Source organism: Veillonella sp. KGMB01456 (assembly GCF_023051165.1).
GTDB lineage: Bacteria > Bacillota > Negativicutes > Veillonellales > Veillonellaceae > Veillonella_A.
Genome location: NZ_JALKIG010000011.1, coordinates 1 through 18,283, shown reverse-complemented (window position 1 = coordinate 18,283; position 18,283 = coordinate 1). Strand labels below are relative to the sequence as shown.

At 46.6% G+C, this 18,283-nt stretch carries 13 protein-coding genes; all 13 read right to left on the bottom strand.

The window, feature by feature from the left end; all coding sequences use genetic code 11:
* Positions 1-107 precede the first annotated feature (107 nt).
* The 13 genes from MXE28_RS04855 to MXE28_RS04795 all read right to left on the bottom strand — a co-directional run bounded on the left by MXE28_RS04855 (position 108) and on the right by MXE28_RS04795 (position 17,967).
* Entirely contained in the window at positions 108-1,292 is a 1,185-nt protein-coding gene (locus MXE28_RS04855) for an aldose epimerase family protein (protein WP_021841250.1), read from the bottom strand.
* Positions 1,293-1,406: 114 nt separating this feature from the next.
* Positions 1,407-2,498 carry a radical SAM protein gene (locus MXE28_RS04850; protein ID WP_226974033.1) on the bottom strand — a complete coding sequence of 364 codons (1,092 nt, stop codon included), beginning with the start codon at positions 2,496-2,498 and terminating at the stop codon, positions 1,407-1,409.
* 149 nt (positions 2,499-2,647) lie between these two features.
* Positions 2,648-3,085, bottom strand: a complete 438-nt coding sequence (locus tag MXE28_RS04845) for an MOSC domain-containing protein (RefSeq protein ID WP_226974020.1) — start codon at positions 3,083-3,085, stop codon at positions 2,648-2,650.
* A 388-nt stretch (positions 3,086-3,473) separates the two neighbouring features.
* The gene (locus MXE28_RS04840; RefSeq protein ID WP_226974019.1) at positions 3,474-4,808 is read right to left on the bottom strand and encodes a nucleobase:cation symporter-2 family protein; all 1,335 of its coding nucleotides are present in this window, start codon (positions 4,806-4,808) and stop codon (positions 3,474-3,476) included.
* Between the two features lie 283 nt (positions 4,809-5,091).
* On the bottom strand, positions 5,092-6,426 hold the full coding sequence (locus tag MXE28_RS04835; RefSeq protein WP_226974032.1) for a nucleobase:cation symporter-2 family protein: 1,335 nt from the start codon (positions 6,424-6,426) through the stop codon (positions 5,092-5,094).
* Between the two features lie 108 nt (positions 6,427-6,534).
* Entirely contained in the window at positions 6,535-9,090 is a 2,556-nt protein-coding gene (gene xdh / locus MXE28_RS04830) for a selenium-dependent xanthine dehydrogenase (protein WP_247239877.1), read from the bottom strand.
* Positions 9,091-9,122: 32 nt separating this feature from the next.
* The gene (locus tag MXE28_RS04825; protein ID WP_226974017.1) at positions 9,123-10,811 is read right to left on the bottom strand and encodes a selenate reductase; all 1,689 of its coding nucleotides are present in this window, start codon (positions 10,809-10,811) and stop codon (positions 9,123-9,125) included.
* 138 nt (positions 10,812-10,949) lie between these two features.
* Positions 10,950-12,287 carry a putative aminohydrolase SsnA gene (ssnA, locus tag MXE28_RS04820; protein ID WP_226974016.1) on the bottom strand — a complete coding sequence of 446 codons (1,338 nt, stop codon included), beginning with the start codon at positions 12,285-12,287 and terminating at the stop codon, positions 10,950-10,952.
* A gap of 14 nt (positions 12,288-12,301) precedes the next feature.
* On the bottom strand, positions 12,302-13,237 hold the full coding sequence (arcC, locus tag MXE28_RS04815; protein WP_247239876.1) for a carbamate kinase: 936 nt from the start codon (positions 13,235-13,237) through the stop codon (positions 12,302-12,304).
* An 83-nt stretch (positions 13,238-13,320) separates the two neighbouring features.
* Complete coding sequence (gene ygeW / locus MXE28_RS04810; RefSeq protein WP_226974014.1) at positions 13,321-14,514, bottom strand: knotted carbamoyltransferase YgeW; 1,194 nt, start codon at positions 14,512-14,514, stop codon at positions 13,321-13,323.
* Between the two features lie 13 nt (positions 14,515-14,527).
* Complete coding sequence (locus MXE28_RS04805) at positions 14,528-15,838, bottom strand: YgeY family selenium metabolism-linked hydrolase (RefSeq protein ID WP_156705160.1); 1,311 nt, start codon at positions 15,836-15,838, stop codon at positions 14,528-14,530.
* A 99-nt stretch (positions 15,839-15,937) separates the two neighbouring features.
* The gene (dpaL, locus tag MXE28_RS04800) at positions 15,938-17,143 is read right to left on the bottom strand and encodes a diaminopropionate ammonia-lyase (RefSeq protein ID WP_226974013.1); all 1,206 of its coding nucleotides are present in this window, start codon (positions 17,141-17,143) and stop codon (positions 15,938-15,940) included.
* Between the two features lie 128 nt (positions 17,144-17,271).
* On the bottom strand, positions 17,272-17,967 hold the full coding sequence (locus tag MXE28_RS04795; RefSeq protein WP_226974012.1) for a helix-turn-helix transcriptional regulator: 696 nt from the start codon (positions 17,965-17,967) through the stop codon (positions 17,272-17,274).
* Between the last annotated feature and the right edge of the window lie 316 nt (positions 17,968-18,283).

Below are 18,283 nucleotides of genomic sequence, written 5' to 3'. Positions count from 1 at the left end.
TCTTAACCTCCTTGGTAAACAGGTATATCAATATAAATAAAACCGGCTGTGCTTGGCACAACCGGTCAAGTATCATACTTTAATTGTAAAATATATTATCGTTTTTGTCAGCCATTGAGTAAATCTACTCTATAGGTAATATGCCGCTCATAAATGGTCCCCGCTTTTGTCAGCGATTCGCCGAAATTAGGCATGTTCACATCATTCGGGGCAAATTGCGGCTCTATGCACATGCCGCTGTAAGGCCCGTAATGCACGCCGTCACGGCCGGTCTCATCGAGCCAGTTACCGGTGTACAATTGAAAGCCCGGCGCATTGGAATATACTTCCAGGGCTAAATCAGCTACGTGCATAGTCCCACACAAAGCCAGGTGTTTGGTCATATCCTCCCTATCGCTGAAACGGTGATTAACGGGTAGCGCAAACATTTTGCTGGTCGTAGGCAGGCGCAAAACATACTGATGATCATAGCCTCTATATTCCGCCAATTCTTCCTTATAGGCATTCAAATTGTTCCCTAAGGTACGCCATACACTGAAATCAAAAGGTGTTCGTTCTACCGAAGCAATATGACCGGTAGGGATTTGGTTTTCACCAAACGGCATGTAACGAATCGCGTCTAAGCGCAATTGGTGATTCGTTATCAACGGTTGTTCTTTAGGGCCTTCATTAGTAGTCGACGCCTCTGGTGCCTCCTGCAGAGCGGCAAAATTACGATTCTTGGTCACGCTCGCTAAATCGGTGCCGTTCAAATTAAAATAACTGTGCCCCGTAATATTAACTACGGAATTACGGGATGTCATATAGCGATACGTTAAATTCACGTCCGCCCCATTGACGATAATATCCAGTTGTACTCGCAAGTCGCCGGGAAAGCCGTCTTCTTCACTGCGCAACATCGTGGCCAACGTGATTTTATCATAGTTAAAGGCCTGTTTGGCGCTTTGCGGCACTAAATGCCACACGTCAAAACTCAAGCTGTTTTCACCGCTATGAAGTAAGTTGGGCCCATTATTCGGCTTCCAATGATACTCGGTGCCGTCAATTTCGCAGCGGGCGCCGGCAATTCGATTGGCAACCCTACCAACTGACGCACCTAAATAGGCCGTTCCTTCTTCATAACCTTGTAAGGAGTCATAGCCCAACACAATGTTGCGCTCTAAGGGTTTTACAATAAAGTCGACGATGGTGGCCCCTCTGTCGATTACGCGCAGCTTAATTGTATCCGATTCCAATTCATACATAGTAACAGGTTCACCATTAGCCGTTGTGCCCCAATCAAATCGTTTCATTACACCACCTCATTTACTCTATTCAGGCTGACGACACCCTACAGTCAAGCCTAAACCGCATTTTACCTCATATAATGATTAAGTCTTGCCTTTTACACCCAATAAAAGCAATGACTAACCGCCGATGCGCCACATGGCACGCTTAGGCGCTGCCATATCCGGCCCTTCATGCTGCTCACGACGCAGCTGCAATACATCTTTAATGTGCTCAGCCAATTCTTCGGAAGATTTACCCTGTCGCACCAAGCTGACCAAATCTGCTTCATCGTCACGCAATAAGCAAAGACGCAAACGCCCGTCCGATGTGAGTCGCACGCGGTTGCATTCATGGCAATAGCTGTGGCTCATTGGGAAAATAAAGCCCACCACCGGACCTTGCGGCAATGCGTAATACGTAGCCGGACCGAAGCCGGTTACCGATTTGGATTTTTTAGCAGCGGTCGGTTTATCGGCATTGACTTTATCGGCGTTGACTTCATCAGCGTCAAGAGCATGACCGTTTCCGCTTTCAGCGCCCTTTTTAGCATCCTTTTTCGCTCCGTTCTTTTCAACCGGAATCAGCGGCCCCCCGCAGATTCTGGTTAATTGAGCCTGCCATTCTTCAAAAGTAGGGCCTCTAAATGTCTGGCCTTGGAACGGCATGTATTCAATAAAACGCCAAATTACGGGCCATTTTTCCATATATGCCAAGAGGGATCGCACCATGTCATCGGACATGGGCTCCATCAACACGGTGTTTATTTTAACGGACGTAAAGCCCGCGGCAAGTGCCGCTTCAATACCTTCTATAACGGCCGATAACTCACCGATTCGTCCGGTTCGTATGTCAAAGGTATCTTCATCAACCGCATCAAGGCTGATGTTTACGCGATTAAGACCAAGCTTTTGAAGCTCCTTGGCACGCTTCCCCAGCAAACTGCCGTTGGTCGTCATGGATACATCTTCAAACCACTGACGCTCCTGCAATTTCTGGAGTAATTCGTCTAAATGCGGATAGAGTAGCGGTTCACCGCCCGTAAGACGCAAGGCTCGCACGCCCAGTTGATGAAACGCTCCCAAAACGGTGAGCCATTCATCGGGCGTCAATAAGTTCGTCTGACTTTCCGGCGTAATCGCCTCCGGCCGACAATAAGGACAACAAAAGTTGCAGGCTTCGGTCAGCGAAAGACGCACATATTCAATTGTCCGTTGCCAATTATCCTGCACCATACAATTCTCCTTTACACACTTCTGTATTATCCGGTACCGAATCATTCGGTACAGACTTATTAACTACCGATTTATTAACTACCGATTTATTAACTACTGATTCGGTAGTTTCTGCTTGATTCAAATCTGATTTATTTAAAATAAAATTAGTCGTTACTGACGGTCACTTCATCGCCGACGCGAATCTTGCCGCCTGTAAGCACGCGGGCAAAAATCCCTTGAGTCGGCATAATACAGGAACCCACCTGTTTTTGGATTTCACAACCGGAATGACATTCCTTGCCGATTTGTGTCACTTCAAGGACAATACCGTTGCCCACATTGAGCTTCGTGCCGACCGGCAACTCGTATAAAACGAGACCTTCCACGGTGATGTTTTCAGCAAAATCGCCGGGATTCACATCGGCCCCTTTAGCGCGCATCAAGTCGATACTCTGAATGCCGAGCAAACTAATCTGACGGTGCCATTTGCCGGCATGGGCATCACCGGCCATGCCGAAATCGGTCAACAATTCCGCTTCCGGAATGTTGTGTTTTTTCTGACCCTTTTTTTCACTTATGGAAATAGCAATAATCTTTGCCATATATATGTAAATCCTTTCTGTTGCATACAAAAATACATCATCATTAAAACCATAGCCACCATAAATCTAAAACATGCACCGGTTCTAATAATCTATATCTAGTATGCCACCGCAGGCGCCGGTTTGTATGTTGCACCGGCAACGCCCGCATTGATTGTTTTCAATATTCTAAACTTTATTATAACATGCTATAATTGAATTTAATACTGTTTAACAAAATAATGCCATATTTATTCAACATAATACTATCGAGTTCGAAGCTATGCTGAATACCGCGTATCGTTGAATAAACAACAAGGGACCACAAATCAATGTGGTCCCTCTATTTTGCAAAAATTCAGACGATTTTAAGCATCATCTTTTTATGATTGCTCAGCCAATTAACCGATTAATCTTCCTCTTCCACCGCTTCTTCGTGACCCACGCCGTTGAAGATAAGGTTCAACACAACGGCGGTCAAACTGCCAAGGGTGATACCGCTATGAAGAATAACGGACGTCCAGCTTGGGAAGTTATGATAGAAGTTCGGTTCGGTCAAGGTTACCATACTCATACCGATACTTACGGCTACGAGCATCAAGTTATAGTTGCCATCGAAGTTTACTTTGGAAAGTGCACGAATACCGCTGGCAATAATCATGCTGAACATGGCAATGCCGGCACCGCCCAACACGGAGTTCGGAATGCACGCAACAATGGCCGCCATCTTAGGCACTAAGCCGAGCACCACGAGGATAAGACCGGACGTTGCCACTACGAAACGGCTTTTTACACGAGTTACCGCCAAAAGGCCTACGTTCTGAGCAAACGCCGTGTATGGGAAGCTGTTAAAAATACCGCCGAGCATGGTGGATAAACCGTCGGCCCGCAAACATCTGGCGAGTCCTTTACGCCCCATCGGCTTCCCTACAATTTCACCGATAGCCACACAGTCGCCGGTCGTTTCTACCATAACTACAAACATAACGATAATCATGGAGATGATGGCGCCCACATCAAAGGTCGGATAACCGAAGGAGAATGGTGTAATAAATGCCACCCAATCCGCTTGACCTACTTTGCTGAAATCGGCTACGCCCATGATGGTGGCAATAATAGTGCCGCCAATGAGCCCGATCAACACGGAGATGTTACTCAAAAAGCCTTTACAATAACGATATACGATAATAACAATGGCTAAGGTAATAAAGGCCAAAAATAAACTCATAGGACTGGCAAATTCAGGTGATGTCGGCTTGCCATACCCTGTAATCCAACGCACGGATACCGGCAATAAAGTAATACCGATAATCGTGATGATTGTACCGGTTACCACCGGCGGGAATAAACGAATTAAACGACTGAAATACGGCGCTATCAGGAAGGTAAACAGGCCGGCCACGATTATGGCCCCATAGATGGCCGTCATACCGCCTTGCGTACCGATAACAATCATCGGTGTAACTGACGCAAAGGTAACGCCTTGAATCATCGGAATACGAGCGCCCACTTTCCAAAAGCCCAAAGTCTGAATCAGTGTGGCAATCCCACAAGTAAATAAATCCGCGTTAATTAAGTGAATTAACTGTTCCGCTGACAAATGCATGGCCTGAGCCACAATAATCGGTACGGCTACGGCACCGGCGTACATGGCCAATACGTGCTGCAAGCCATAGGCAAATAGTTGCGTAGGCGGCAGCATTTCATCCACGGGATGTAATGACCGTTTTGTTTCTTCGCTCATGAGAACCTCCTCATACTAACAACCTGCTTAATACCTACTGATAATTATATACCCTCTTATATAATTATATTTTATACAGTTTCTATCAATAAGACAAATATCCGTACAGCAAATTCATAACTATTTTTTGTTGTTTAATAATTTATTCTTATTTAATGTTAACTATATATTTACGCTATTTATTAAACAATGATTGTTCCGTTTTGTCAAAATTATTTTTTTGAAAAAACAAAGCATCTCATATGAAAGTAATTTTGATAGCGGTCTCAAAAGAGTAAAGAAACTATTTAATCTTATCCGGCCGATCTGAAGGATGTCCTTCGCTGCCGTTCAAGAGCACGTTCATAAGCACGGCTACCAAGCTGCCCAAGGTAATGCCGCTATGCATTACGGTCTGAGCCCATTCAGGGAAGCGGGCAAAAAAGCTCGGATACACTAGTGTAATCATGCCCACGCTGATGCTGACTGCTACAATCATCAAGTTATAATTGCCTTCAAAGGATACTTTACCTAAGGCGCGAATCCCGCTGGCAATAATCATACCGAACATGGCAAGACCGGCTCCGCCGAGAACGGCACTCGGAATGGACGCAATCAAGGCCCCCATCTTAGGGAATAAGCCCAATACCAATAGAATAATACCGGAGCAAGCCACTACATAGCGGCTCTTAATGCCCGTTACCGCTACAAGCCCTACGTTTTGAGCAAACGCAGAATGTGGGAAGGTATTAAGTACACCCGCCAAAGCGGTGGAGATACCGTCAGCCCGGAGGCAGGCGGCGAGGTGCGGTTTATTGATCTTGCGCCCTACGATTTCACCGATAGCAATGCAGTCACCAGTCGTTTCCACCATAATAACGAGCATTACAATCAGCATGGACAAAATGGCGGACCATTCAAACCGTGGGAAGCCAAAATACAGTGGTGGCACGATGCTGACCCAGTCAGCGTGACCAACGGCACTAAAATCGGTATAGCCCATAAAGTACGCCACCATAGTGCCGCCCATGAGACCGATTAAGATTGATAAATTACTGATAAAGCCTTTAAATACACGGTACACGAGCACCACGATGGCTAACGTAATTATGGCTAAGCCCAGATTGTGAAGGCTTGCAAAATCCGCTGAATTCGGATTGCCCCCGCCGGCCCAGCGAACGGCTACCGGTAAGAGCGAAATACCGATTAAGGTAATAATTGTCCCCGTTACAACGGGTGGGAAAAAACGAATCAATTTACTGAAATACGGCGAAATCAAGAACCCGATTAAGCCGGCCACGATAACGGCGCCGAAGATGGCCGTAAGGCCGAATTCTCGGCCGATAACCAACATCGGTGCTACCGAGGCAAAACTAACACCTTGAATCATTGGGATTCTGGCCCCTATTTTCCAGACCCCCAAGGTTTGAATCAAGGTAGCAATGCCGGCCGCCATAAGGTCGGCATTGATTAAACATGTCAAAAGTTCTGTGGAAAGGCCCAATCCTTGGGCGATAATAATCGGCACGGCTACCGCACCGGCATACATGGCCAGTACGTGCTGCAAGCCGTAAGCAAACATCTGTCCCACCGGTAAAATTTCATCTACCGGATTCACGCGCTTGGTGCCACCCGGCATTGTTACTTCAACCTCATCCGTTAGTGTTTCCGTAAGTTCATCGACGCCTACAGCGTTCGACTGCACTACTTCGGTTCTATCCGTTGTCATACCCCTTCAACTCCTTGCCTATCGTTTATAGCCTGTATGTTGCAAAGGAAGTCGCCGACGTTCTTCTTTATCAATATGACGGTATGCATTGGATATAGCCGGAGCCATCGGAATGCTGGCAATTTCGCCAATCCCTTTCGCTCCGTACGCCATTTGGTCCGGCGTACCCTTTTCAACAAAATGTACGGTAATGTCCGGCCGCTGTTTCGCTCTGAGTAAACCCAAGGTTCCATATTTAGTTACTACACGACCGTTATCCATTTTAAAATCTTCTGTTACGCCGTAGCCCATGCCCATCAAAGTACCGCCCTCAACCTGCCCCTCACAGGCTTTCGGGTTAATGACACGTCCTACATCAAAGGCTACGTCCATTTTACTTACAAAGTTTTTCTCATCGATTGTGGCCACGCAGGCGCCATAACCGTACGCCACATGACTTACCGGATGCGGTTTGTCACTGCCCATCGGGTCCGTAATGCCGTGATATTCACCGTAATATTCACAACCTTCCAGGTCTTTTAACGTTTTCCCCGAATCAAGCACAGCTTTTAGCTCTTGGGCTGCCACATGCGTTGCCTCGCCGGTGAAAACAGTCTGTCTCGATGCTGTGGTAGTTCCCGAATCCGGCGTTCTATCCGTATCCGGCGCCTCAACGATGACATCATCCGGCGAAATTCCGGTAGTTTCGCAGAGAATATGAGTGGCTACGGTACCCAAACCTTGGCCGATACAGGCTGCAGACGTACGAATGCGCACTTTACCGTCCCGTACTTCAAGGCGTACACGACCCGTATCCGGCAAGCCTACGCCGATACCACTATTCTTCATACATACGGCGAGACCCGTTCTAGGTGAAGCATAGTAGGCCTCTTTTACCGCTTCCAAACATTCAACGAGCCCCGTTTCCGGTCCCGCCAATTGCCCATTCGGTAAGGATTCACCGGGGCGAACTGCGTTTTTATAACGGAACTCCCAAGGATCCATGCCCACCATTTCGGCGAGTAAATCAATGTTAATTTCCTGACCGAACACGCTTTGCGTTACGCCAAACCCCCGGAACGCACCGCCCGGTACATTATTGGTATAGTAGCAGGTACCTTCCACCGAGAAGTTGTCATAGTGGTAAGGTCCGCCCGAGTGGGTGCAGGCCCTTTGTAAAACCGGACCGCCCAAGGATGCATAAGCACCGCCGTCTGACACAATAACAACCTTGCTGGCTACCAAATTGCCTTCTTCATCACAGGCCGTGGTAATATCCATTTCCATAGCATGGCGCTTCACATGAATGTCCAGACTTTCCTGTCGTGAAAACTTCACTTTCACCGGCCGCTTGGTATGCCAAGCCATGAGTGCCGCATGATGCTGCACGCTCATGTCTTCCTTGCCGCCGAAACCGCCGCCTACCAGCATGCTGTGAACATGAATTTCACTTTGATCGACTTTTAACATACGGCTTACTTCGCGTTGCTCATCATACACGCTTTGACCACCCGTATACAGGTTGAGTCCGCCGTCTTCACGCGGTTCCGCAATGGCACATTCCGGTTCCATGAACGCATGGTCCGTTTGCGGCGTCGAATAGTGACGGGTTACCACATATTTAGCCGCTTTAATGGCTGCGTCCGCATCACCGCGATTAAGCACTTGATGGGATAGCATATTGCCACCACTGTGAATGAGCGGTGCATCCGGTGCCATAGCCGCTTCCGGCGTTAGAATCGGGGTCAGTTCCGTATAGGTAACGTCCACCAAATTGCACACTTCATCAAGCGTGTCCTTATGTTCTGTCGCCACAAGGGCAATGGCATCGCCTATATAGCGCGTCGTATCGCCTTCGGCGATGAGCACGTCCCAATCTTGGATGATATGCCCCGTTTTATTAAAAGGCACGTCTTTCGCCAATAGCACCGTTACGCAATCGGGATGGGCTAAGGCCTTGGAAATGTCGATATGTTCCACCACGGCTCGCGGATATTTACTGCGTACCGCTTTGGCATAAATCATGCCCGGCAACACCATGTCATCGGTGTATAAACCGGTGCCCAAGGTTTTTTCCTTCACATCGACCCGATGGAGTAAGCTACCGATTTTACCGGATCTGTCGCTCTCGGGAATCGGACTGTTTTCACGAAATAGTTTCGCTACCAACAAAATGGCGTCTTCAATTTTTACATACCCCGTGCAGCGACAAATATTACCGTTAATCGCTAACTTCACATCGTCGCGGGTAGGATTTAAATTCTCATCTAACAATGCTTTGGCGCTCATAACCATGCCGGGAATACAAAAACCGCACTGCACGGCACCGCATTCACCAAAAGCATATACATACACGTCTTTTTCTCGCTCCGTCAAGCCTTCGATGGTCACAACCGGCTTATCCGCCAACTGTGAAACCTTAAGTACACAGGCTTTTACCTTTTTCCCGCCGGCAATGACTGTACAAGCCCCGCAAGCGCCCGCTGCGCAACCATCCTTCGTCCCCGTTAAGTGAAGGTCATCGCGCAAATATTGAAGCAATGTCTTGTCCGTTGCTGTTTCATGCCATTGTCCGTTAATTTGAAATTTAAACATAGGGTAAGCCTCCCTCCTTCAACATTGAAGGGTTATAGATAATAAGGCAGCTCCTTACTGAATGCACTTACTATCGACTGTAACGGGCTCGGTAATTTTTCAAGCGGAAGCACGGCTTCCTGCCCCTTAAAACGGAACCCCCATTCTTCACCGGCTTTGTAGAAGCCGTCATTTTCACTTGCCTGTAACCGCGCTTTGTCTAAAAAGAAGGTCAATCGATCTTTGTACGGTTGGCAAGGTTCGATGCAATTGCAGGCGCAGTTACCGCATTCATTGCACGCTTCATCAATGTGAATAATCAGTTTTTGACCATACACCGTAACGAGTTCATTAGACCGGTTCGGGCAAACACGAACGCAAGTACCACAGGTTACGCGGCACCGGTAATCTTCACTGTGAGCCGCCTGAAAACCGGGCTGTTTCGCTCTTTTTATGCGCATAGCCTCGGTTTTGTGGAATTCCGGTGATAGCGCCACGGTTTGTGCCAACTTTTCGATGGCCGGTACATTTAACGCAGTAATAGAATCATAGTCTTTACTTTCTACGCGTTTTGCCAAATCATCAAGCTGATCGTAACCGGCACCTTGCAGCAAGGTGGTACATACCGTAATCGGCCAAATGCCGGTTTCAAAAATATCCCCGATGCTCTTGCGGTCGGCGCCGCCGCTATAGGAAATAGCGAGTTTACCGTCTAATGCTCGGCTCAGCTCGGCCGCCAAGGTAATCGTCAATGGCAATAAGGCTTTGCCGGCCATATACATTTGCTCACCCGGCAGTTCTTTTTCAAGAATTTGAACCGGGAAGGTATTGGTGAGCTTAACGCCGAATTGCTTACCGCACTTTTGACCTAACGCTTGTAAGCGCTCTATCATCGGCACGGCGTCAGCCATAGTGGGATCCACTTCAAATTGATGTTTATCAAACTTTACATAGGCAAAACCGGCATCGTCCAATAAAGTGCGTACGCGGTCATAGCCGAGTAAAGTAGGATTACATTTCAAATATAAGTTGAGACCCTTTTCTTCCAACAAATAGCTGCAAATGGCTTCAATTTCATTGGCCGGGCAACCGTGCATGGTAGATAAGGTAATGGACTGACAAATATCTGAATTAATGTTTTCAACATAAGCTGCATCAATCTGCTTGAATCTGTCTAAATTAGCCAAGGTCCATGCTTTGCAAGCCTGCCAGGTTTCCGTCTTACCGGCGTCTTTTAAGTTTTCAATAAAAGCGTCGATTAAAGGGTCTTTGATGCCCGCTAAATTGTAGCCCACACTCATATTGAAGATAAAGCCGTCCGGACTCCCCAAACCAAATTCTTTACTGATTAATTTGAGGGCAAACCAGGCTTTAATATATTCCGCCATGGCTTCATCCGCTCTGTATTCAGCGGACCATTCCACGTTGTACGATTCATCATTGGAGTAGATGCATGGTCTCGGAATACCAAGTTCTTCGCCGTACATGGTTTGCACGGTTTTCAATTCGATAAACCGTGCGCCGCCCACATAGGCGGCAATAATATTCTGCGCTAACTGGGTATGCGGCCCGGCTGCCGGTCCCAATGGGTTTTCCAAGGTTTTGCCAAACAACTTCAGCACCTTGGTTCCTTCGTAGTGGTGAATTTTAGTTACATTATAAATACGTTGATGAAGAGCATATTCCTGTAGAATATGATTCATTAATTTATCAAAACTTACCGGGTACATAATATCGCTCATGAGGACTCACTCCTTTTTGCGAACATCGAATACATTACACCTGTAATTTATACTTCTTATTTATGTCTGTAGTTTAGGCCTATAATGTCGGCTATAACTTTCTGCCTATGATGTCTGCCGGAAGATTACGCTTCCAATTTAAGCCTTTAGTTGATGCCACAGTTCTTCGGCTATCTCACGTACTTCGCCGAGCAACGCCTGTTTATCGAGGCCCTGCCATTGGCGATTTTGGTACCGCACCACGCCGTTACTGATTGTCGTCACTACATTCATGCCGTTGGCACCGAATAGGAGGTGACCGTTAATATTATCAGCGGTTAAGCGTGTTGGCGGTTCATAATCCATCACAATTACATCGGCTGCTGCGCCCGGTGTCAAAATACCGGTGGTGATGTGGAAAAACTGTTCCGCCATCTTGCGGTTCGTATCAAAGAGCATGGTCGGAATTTCAACCCACCCTTGATTTGGTAAACCGCTGCGATGTTTAACGAGGCAATTCGCCGCTTTATAGGATTCCAACATATCGCTGGTGTAACCGTCCGTGCCGAGACCTACACGTAAACCCGCTTTAGTCATGGCCAAAATATCCGGTGCCCCTACGGCATTGCCCATATTACTTTCCGGATTATGGACAACCATAGTATCCGTCTTTTTAAGAATTGAAAGTTCATCCGCATCAATATGAATACAATGGCCGGTAATCGTAGTCGGTCCTAAAATCCCTTCGTCATAAAGTCGATTGACAACCCGTTTACCGTATTTAACGATGCTGTCTTCTTCATCGCTTATACCTTCGGCAACGTGAATATGATAGCCCAAACCGTCCGTATTTTGCGTCCGTACATAATCAAGCGTGGCCGGACTCAATGTAAACGATGCATGGAGACCGAACATAGCCGCTAATTCAATATCCTCCGGATCAGCTTCTTTTACTGTCTTACCGAAGCGCACATTTTCCGCTACGGCTGCTTCCATGGCTTCTTGCCCGTTCCGATCGCTCACTTCGTAGCAAAGACAGGAACGAACGCCAAACTCTTTGGCCACATCACCGATAACACTGAGGCTGCCGGCCGTTTCACCATAACTGGCATGATGGTCAAAAATCGTGGTAACGCCGTTTTCAATACAGGCCATATAGGTAGCCACCGCACTGGCCCACACGGAATTTCTGTTTAGATTATTGTCTAAATAAAACCACATGCCTTCTAAAATCTCGTTAAAGTTAGTGGGATTGTAATTCGGTAGTGCCAGCCCGCGTGCCAAAGCGGAGTAAATATGATGATGGGCATTAATAAACGCCGGCATAATCAACTTGCCATGCGCATTAATTACGGTAGCGTCAGGATATTTCGCCTTCAGCTCATCGTAACCGCCCACCGCGATAATCGTCTTGCCGTCCATCACGACGGCACCGCGCGTAATCATAGGCTGAGCCGGATTTCTTGTAATAACCGTACCTTCGCCAAGTAATAACATAGTTAGCCACCTTTCTACCGGTGTATACGTGTACCGGTTTTGCCTTCAAGCCCTTCTTTGGCTTTTTCCAATAAGGTGATAATGGCTGTGCGGCCCGGTTTGCTATCAGCAAATTGAATGGCCGCTTCTACCTTCGGCAGCATGGAACCGGCGGCGAATTCACCGTCCGCAGCATATTGTTTAGCTTCCGCTACCGTCATTTCATCGAGCCACTGTTCATTCGGCTTACCGAAATGAATGGCTACTTTTTCAATGGCTGTCAAAATTATAAATACATCCGCATCAATAGCCTGTGCCAAGACGCTGCTGGTCCAATCTTTATCAATAACTGCGGAGGCCCCGCTTAAATGATAGTCTTTTTTCACAACCGGAATACCGCCGCCACCGCAGCAAATCACCAATTGATGACCTACGAGTTGCTTAATGGCATCCAGTTCCACAATTTCCATAGGTGCCGGCGAAGCGACTACCCGTCGCCAACCGCGCCCCGAATCTTCTACGCATTTGTAATCATAATGTTCTTCCGCATAGCGCGCTTCTGCTTCACTCATGAAGTGACCGATCGGCTTCGTAGGATTTTTAAACCCCGGATCATTTTCATCGACCCGTACCTGCGTCACCATGGTGGACACTGCTAAGTCACGAATGTTGCGATTTAACAGTTCTTCTCTTAGCGCGTTCTGAAGGTCATAGCCGATATAGGCTTGACTCATGGCTACACAAACCGATAATGGTGTATTCGGTTGTTTCGGATTTTCTCGCGATAATGCAGCCATAGCGTTATTTATCATCCCCACTTGAGGACCGTTGCCGTGTGTGACAACAACTTCGTACCCCATTTCAACCAAATCAACGATGATTTTTGAGGTCCCTTTAACTGCTTGCATCTGTTCCGGTAGCGTATTGCCCAATGCATTGCCACCTAATGCAATAACTGCCCGTTTTGCCATACTGTATACCTCTGAAACTTATACCTTAGCACCGGGCTATAGGGTAGTTTTGCTACGCTATAGCCACAGTACCTTGCTTCCAATTAACGATCTATGCGCGCTTTACCTTTAGCCTGTAAATCTTTCAATTTCTGTACAGGGTCTTTGAATTTGCTAAGGAAAATCATAGCGGCAATTACGTATGGTTTATAGCTTGCTTCTTTATAAAGCGGTACACGATAGCGGTCAAATACAGTGGCGTCTACTTCGCCGGTTTCACAGCTTACGCCGGTAATATCGGCCGGTAAGCAGTGCAAGTATAAGGCTTTGCCGTCTTTAGTGAGCTTCATCATGTCTTCGGTGCAAGCCCAATCTTTATAATTAGCATTCTGTTGTAATAATTCTTTTTCTAAGGTATCAATTCCTTCTAAATCGCCATCGCCATATAATTTAGTTCGTTTTTCCATAGCCGCGAACGGTGCCCAGCTCTTAGGGTATACAATATCAGCGTCTTTGAAGGCTTCTTTCATGTCGTGGGTCTTTTTAAAAGAACCGCCCGATGCCGCTGCATTCTTCTTAGCTACTTCTTCTACTTCCGGCATTACTTCATAGCCTTCCGGATGGGCCAAAACAACTTCCATGCCAAGGCGCGTGAATAAGCCGATAACCCCTTGCGGTACGGATAAAGGTTTGCCGTAAGATGGAGAGTAAGCCCAAGTCATAGCCACTTTTTTGCCCTTTAAGTTTTCAATACCGCCGAACTCTTTAATAATGTGAGCTGCATCGGCCATAACCTGAGTCGGATGGTCGATATCGCACTGCAGGTTCACAAGATTCGGACGCTGTTCCAACACGCCGTCTTCAAAGCCTTCTTTAACCGCATCAGACACGGCATGCATATACGCATTGCCCTTGCCGATGTACATATCATCGCGAATACCGATTACATCGGCCATGAAAGATACCATGTTGGCCGTTTCGCGAACCGTTTCACCATGGGCAATCTGCGATTTACCTTCATCAAGGTCTTGCACTTCAAGGCCCAAGAGGTTACAAGCGGATGCGAAGGAGAAGCGTGTACGGGTTGAATTATCGCGGAATAAGGAGATGCCGAGACCGCTGTCAAACACTTTCGTGGAGATATTCTGTTCACGCAAAGCACGAAGCGCATCAGCTACGGCCCAAACGGCTTTTAATTCATCATCACTTTTTTCCCAGGTAAGGAAAAAATCCTCGCCGAATATATTTTTACAATCCAATTTGGCTAATTCACTAACTACTTTATTGAAATCTGTCATGATACTATCCCCTTTATTTACAATACATAGTTGGTAAAGCTGCATATACAGCGGCACAAGTTACAAGGTCCTGTTTCCAAGTTTTTTCATTCGGTGCATGAGCCTGTGCTTCTGCGCCCGGACCGAAACCAATACATGGAATGCCGTTGCGTCCCATAATGGAAACGCCGTTAGTGGAGAATGTCCATTTATCCGTCAACGGACGTGCTTTACGCATTTCAACGGTCGTGCTGTCGCCGATGCGTTCCGTGCCGTATAAGCCTTTATAGGCTTCTTCAAGCGCAACTGTTACCTTGTGGTCTTTAGGAATAACCCAGGTTGGGAAATAGCATTCAATCGGATATACAAGTCCTGTGTACGATGGACGATCATATTGGTACATGGATACGGTCACATCATCGCCGTATTTCTGTACGGCCGGTAAAGCTCTGATTTCATCGAGGCAGCTTTCCCAAGTTTCACCGGCTGTCATGCGGCGGTCCAAGGATACGGCGCAAGAGTCAGCTACGGCGCAACGACTTGGGGATGTGAAGAAGATTTCCGAAGCGGTAACCGTACCGCGACCGAGGAATTGCGCTTCTTCCCATTGATCGTTATATTCTTTGTCGAGCATTTTTACGAGGCCTTTAATCTTCGTTTCAGCGGCCGCATCGTTTTCATTAAGGGCTCTGATATCTTGTAAAATATCGGCCATTTTATAAATTGCATTGTCACCGCGTTCCGGTGCGGAGCCGTGGCAGGAAACGCCTTTTACGTCGATGCGGATTTCCATACGTCCTCGTTGACCGCGATAGATACCGCCGTCCGTAGGTTCCGTAGATACTACAAATTCAGGGCGAATTTTACTTTCTTTAATCATGTATTCCCAGCAAAGGCCGTCACAGTCTTCTTCCTGAACGGTACCGGTTACGAGTACGCGATATTTATCGTTCAAAAGGCCTAAGTCTTTCATGATTTTAGCGCCGTAAATGGCGGAAACGATACCACCCAACTGGTCCGATACACCGCGACCGCCGATTTCGGTGGCCGATTCAAAACCTTCATACGGATCAAATGTCCAGTTTTCACGATTGCCGATACCTACCGTATCAATATGAGCATCATAAGCAATTAACGTTTTACCGCTTCCCATATAGCCCAACACGTTCCCTTGCGGATCAATCAGCACTTCATCAAAACCTACGGCTCGCATTTCCTCCGCAATGCGATCGGCATGGCCCTTTTCATCAGCACTTTCACCGGGAATTGCCACGATGTCACGCAAACATTTCGTCATAGCCGCTTCATAGCTCTGCGCTGCTTTTTTGATAGCTTCAAAATCCATAATACAACCTCCTCAATACCTACACATTCTTACTTATAATCATTTAATTGATTAACCTAATTTCTACGCATTCTCACCAAAATCAATTAATTGATTCCCTTATTTTTTACCGTACCAAACGATGTCTTTATAGCGAATCGGATCGGTGTCGCCTTCGGTGGAGAAACATAATACCTTCGATGTTTCGTCCAAACCTAAGATGTCTTTTAATTCCTTATATTCCGGACAAGTCATAATGGCTGCGACCGTCCCCAACGGTGCTGCGCCGGATTCTCCGGATGTAATCGGCGTATCCCCTTTTATCGGAGCTGCACTGATGCGCATGCCCCACTCGGCTACCCAATCCGGTGCGGATACAAACACATCAGCGTGATTTCGTAAAATTTCCCAACTTATCGTATTCGGCTCGCCGCAAGCAAGACCGGCCATAATCGTCTGCAAATCGCCGCCCACCATACGCGGTTTGCCGTCACCGGCTACAGCCCCTTGATATAGGCAATCTGCCGCTTGAGCTTCCACTACGATAATTTTCGGTTGTTGCGCCTCATTTTTATATAAATTTCTAAAATAGCCTGTAACGGCACCGGCTAACGATCCTACCCCGGCTTGAACAAAAATGTGAGTCGGCATAGCACCGGCCGTCGCCAATTGTTCACCCGCTTCCAAGGCCATCGTGCCGTAACCTTGCATGATCCAGCTTGGTACCTCTTCATACCCTTCCCAGGCTGTATCCTGCACAACTACGCCGTTTTTGACCTTAGCCGCTTCGGCTACCGCTTTACGCACACAATCATCATAATTGAGATCTTCAATGGTTACCGTAGCCCCTTCGCGCTGAATATGCTCCAAGCGGGATTTAGTCGTCCCTTTTGGCATAAATACAACGGCTTTTTGACCTAATTGACGAGCTGACCAAGCTACCCCGCGACCATGGTTACCGTCGGTAGCCGTAAAGAACGTAATCTCCGGCATTTGTTTGTGCAATTCTTCGGATGTCATTACGCTATACGGCAAATCCAATACGTCTTTATGGAGCTGCTGCGCTACATATTTGACCATCGAATACGAGCCGCCCAATACCTTAAAGGCATTTAAGCCGAAACGATATGATTCATCTTTAATAAAAAGGCTTCCCAAGCCCCAGAATCTGGCCAACTGCGGCAGTTGCGTTAACGGTGTTGTTTCATATTGTGGAAAACTCTGATGAAACGCGCGGGCTTTTTTGGCTTCCGCCACCGACATGATAGCTAAATTATCATCATTACCCTTAGGTAATGTATTAACTTGCCACTTCAATGAATCCATGTTATACCTCCCATACCTACTAACCTCTAAATCCATCCTATGTGTATCGGCTAACAAATTGTCAGACTGATTATCAGCCCCTTATGTGAGCGAATCAGCCGGTGCTGTAACCGATGTTTATGTCCCCATTATTTAACTTTCGCTTTAATTTGCTCTTCCTTCTCTTTATCTTTAACAGCGTTTAAATCGCTGTATAAAGTAAATCTTGAAATGCCGAAGTATTCTCCGATTTTGTCCGCCGCTTTAGATATTAAAAAGGCGCCCGCATCGTTTAGATACTTCAAAGCTTCGCACCGTTCGGCCTTCGTCATGAGCTGCGCCGGCTTACCTACCTTAGCCACCGCCTGCTCAATTAAATCATCCAGCAAATCAGTTACGCTCGTCGTAATTCGTTCAGCCCCGTCGGCTTCTTTACTTGCCGAAGTGCTCGTCGCGAGCCCCACCGGTTCCGTGAGTTGATTTACCATTTGTTGCAAATGAATCAAATTGGTAATGTCTGAATTAATACAGAACACATACGTAATTTGCCCTTTATCATCACGCATGTACATGGTACTGGAGCGAAAAACGCGACCGTCTTTAGTTTTGGTTAAATAACCGTATCGGTCTTCCAAATCTTTGCCGTCATTCTTAAGTGCATCGAGCACCACATGTGACGGTCCGTCACCTAACTTTCTGTTAGATATTTCGCCGTTTTCAATACAAACAACGGTACCTTCCATTTCCGGCGTCCGTACGTCGTGAATTACAATTTCACAAGTTTCGCCAAACTGCTGAGCTAACCCGTGAGCAATTTGTTTCAAATTTTCCAATTCATTTTTCATAAAAACCGCTCCTCACCTTTCACGCATCTTGGCGTCATACAAACTAACTGTTTGGTGTCGTAACCAAATGCCTATGCAAACTGAATGGTCTCAACACCAACTTCCATCGGCATTTTGATTATTCATCCTTCATTTCCAAAATCATTATGCTAACTAATTTTCTGTTAGCCTAACAATTTGTTTTGTTCCTATGATTAAATAGTATCATAACAATTCAAAATATGCAACTGTTAAAAATAAAATAATTAGAGTTATTTATAATGGTTCATAGTATAATCAAATGCGACAAATAAATAAGACACAATATTGTTCCTGT

Coding starts and splice junctions, on each gene's coding strand:
- MXE28_RS04855 (WP_021841250.1), bottom strand. CDS start 1,292: ATGAAACGATTTGATTGGGGCACAACGGCTAATGGTGAACCTGTTACT.
- MXE28_RS04835 (WP_226974032.1), bottom strand. CDS start 6,426: ATGCCGGGTGGCACCAAGCGCGTGAATCCGGTAGATGAAATTTTACCG.
- MXE28_RS04795 (WP_226974012.1), bottom strand. CDS start 17,967: ATGAAAAATGAATTGGAAAATTTGAAACAAATTGCTCACGGGTTAGCT.
- arcC (WP_247239876.1), bottom strand. CDS start 13,237: ATGGCAAAACGGGCAGTTATTGCATTAGGTGGCAATGCATTGGGCAAT.
- ssnA (WP_226974016.1), bottom strand. CDS start 12,287: ATGTTATTACTTGGCGAAGGTACGGTTATTACAAGAAATCCGGCTCAG.
- MXE28_RS04805 (WP_156705160.1), bottom strand. CDS start 15,838: ATGGATTTTGAAGCTATCAAAAAAGCAGCGCAGAGCTATGAAGCGGCT.
- MXE28_RS04840 (WP_226974019.1), bottom strand. CDS start 4,808: ATGAGCGAAGAAACAAAACGGTCATTACATCCCGTGGATGAAATGCTG.
- ygeW (WP_226974014.1), bottom strand. CDS start 14,514: ATGACAGATTTCAATAAAGTAGTTAGTGAATTAGCCAAATTGGATTGT.
- MXE28_RS04845 (WP_226974020.1), bottom strand. CDS start 3,085: ATGGCAAAGATTATTGCTATTTCCATAAGTGAAAAAAAGGGTCAGAAA.
- MXE28_RS04825 (WP_226974017.1), bottom strand. CDS start 10,811: ATGAGCGATATTATGTACCCGGTAAGTTTTGATAAATTAATGAATCAT.
- xdh (WP_247239877.1), bottom strand. CDS start 9,090: ATGTTTAAATTTCAAATTAACGGACAATGGCATGAAACAGCAACGGAC.
- dpaL (WP_226974013.1), bottom strand. CDS start 17,143: ATGGATTCATTGAAGTGGCAAGTTAATACATTACCTAAGGGTAATGAT.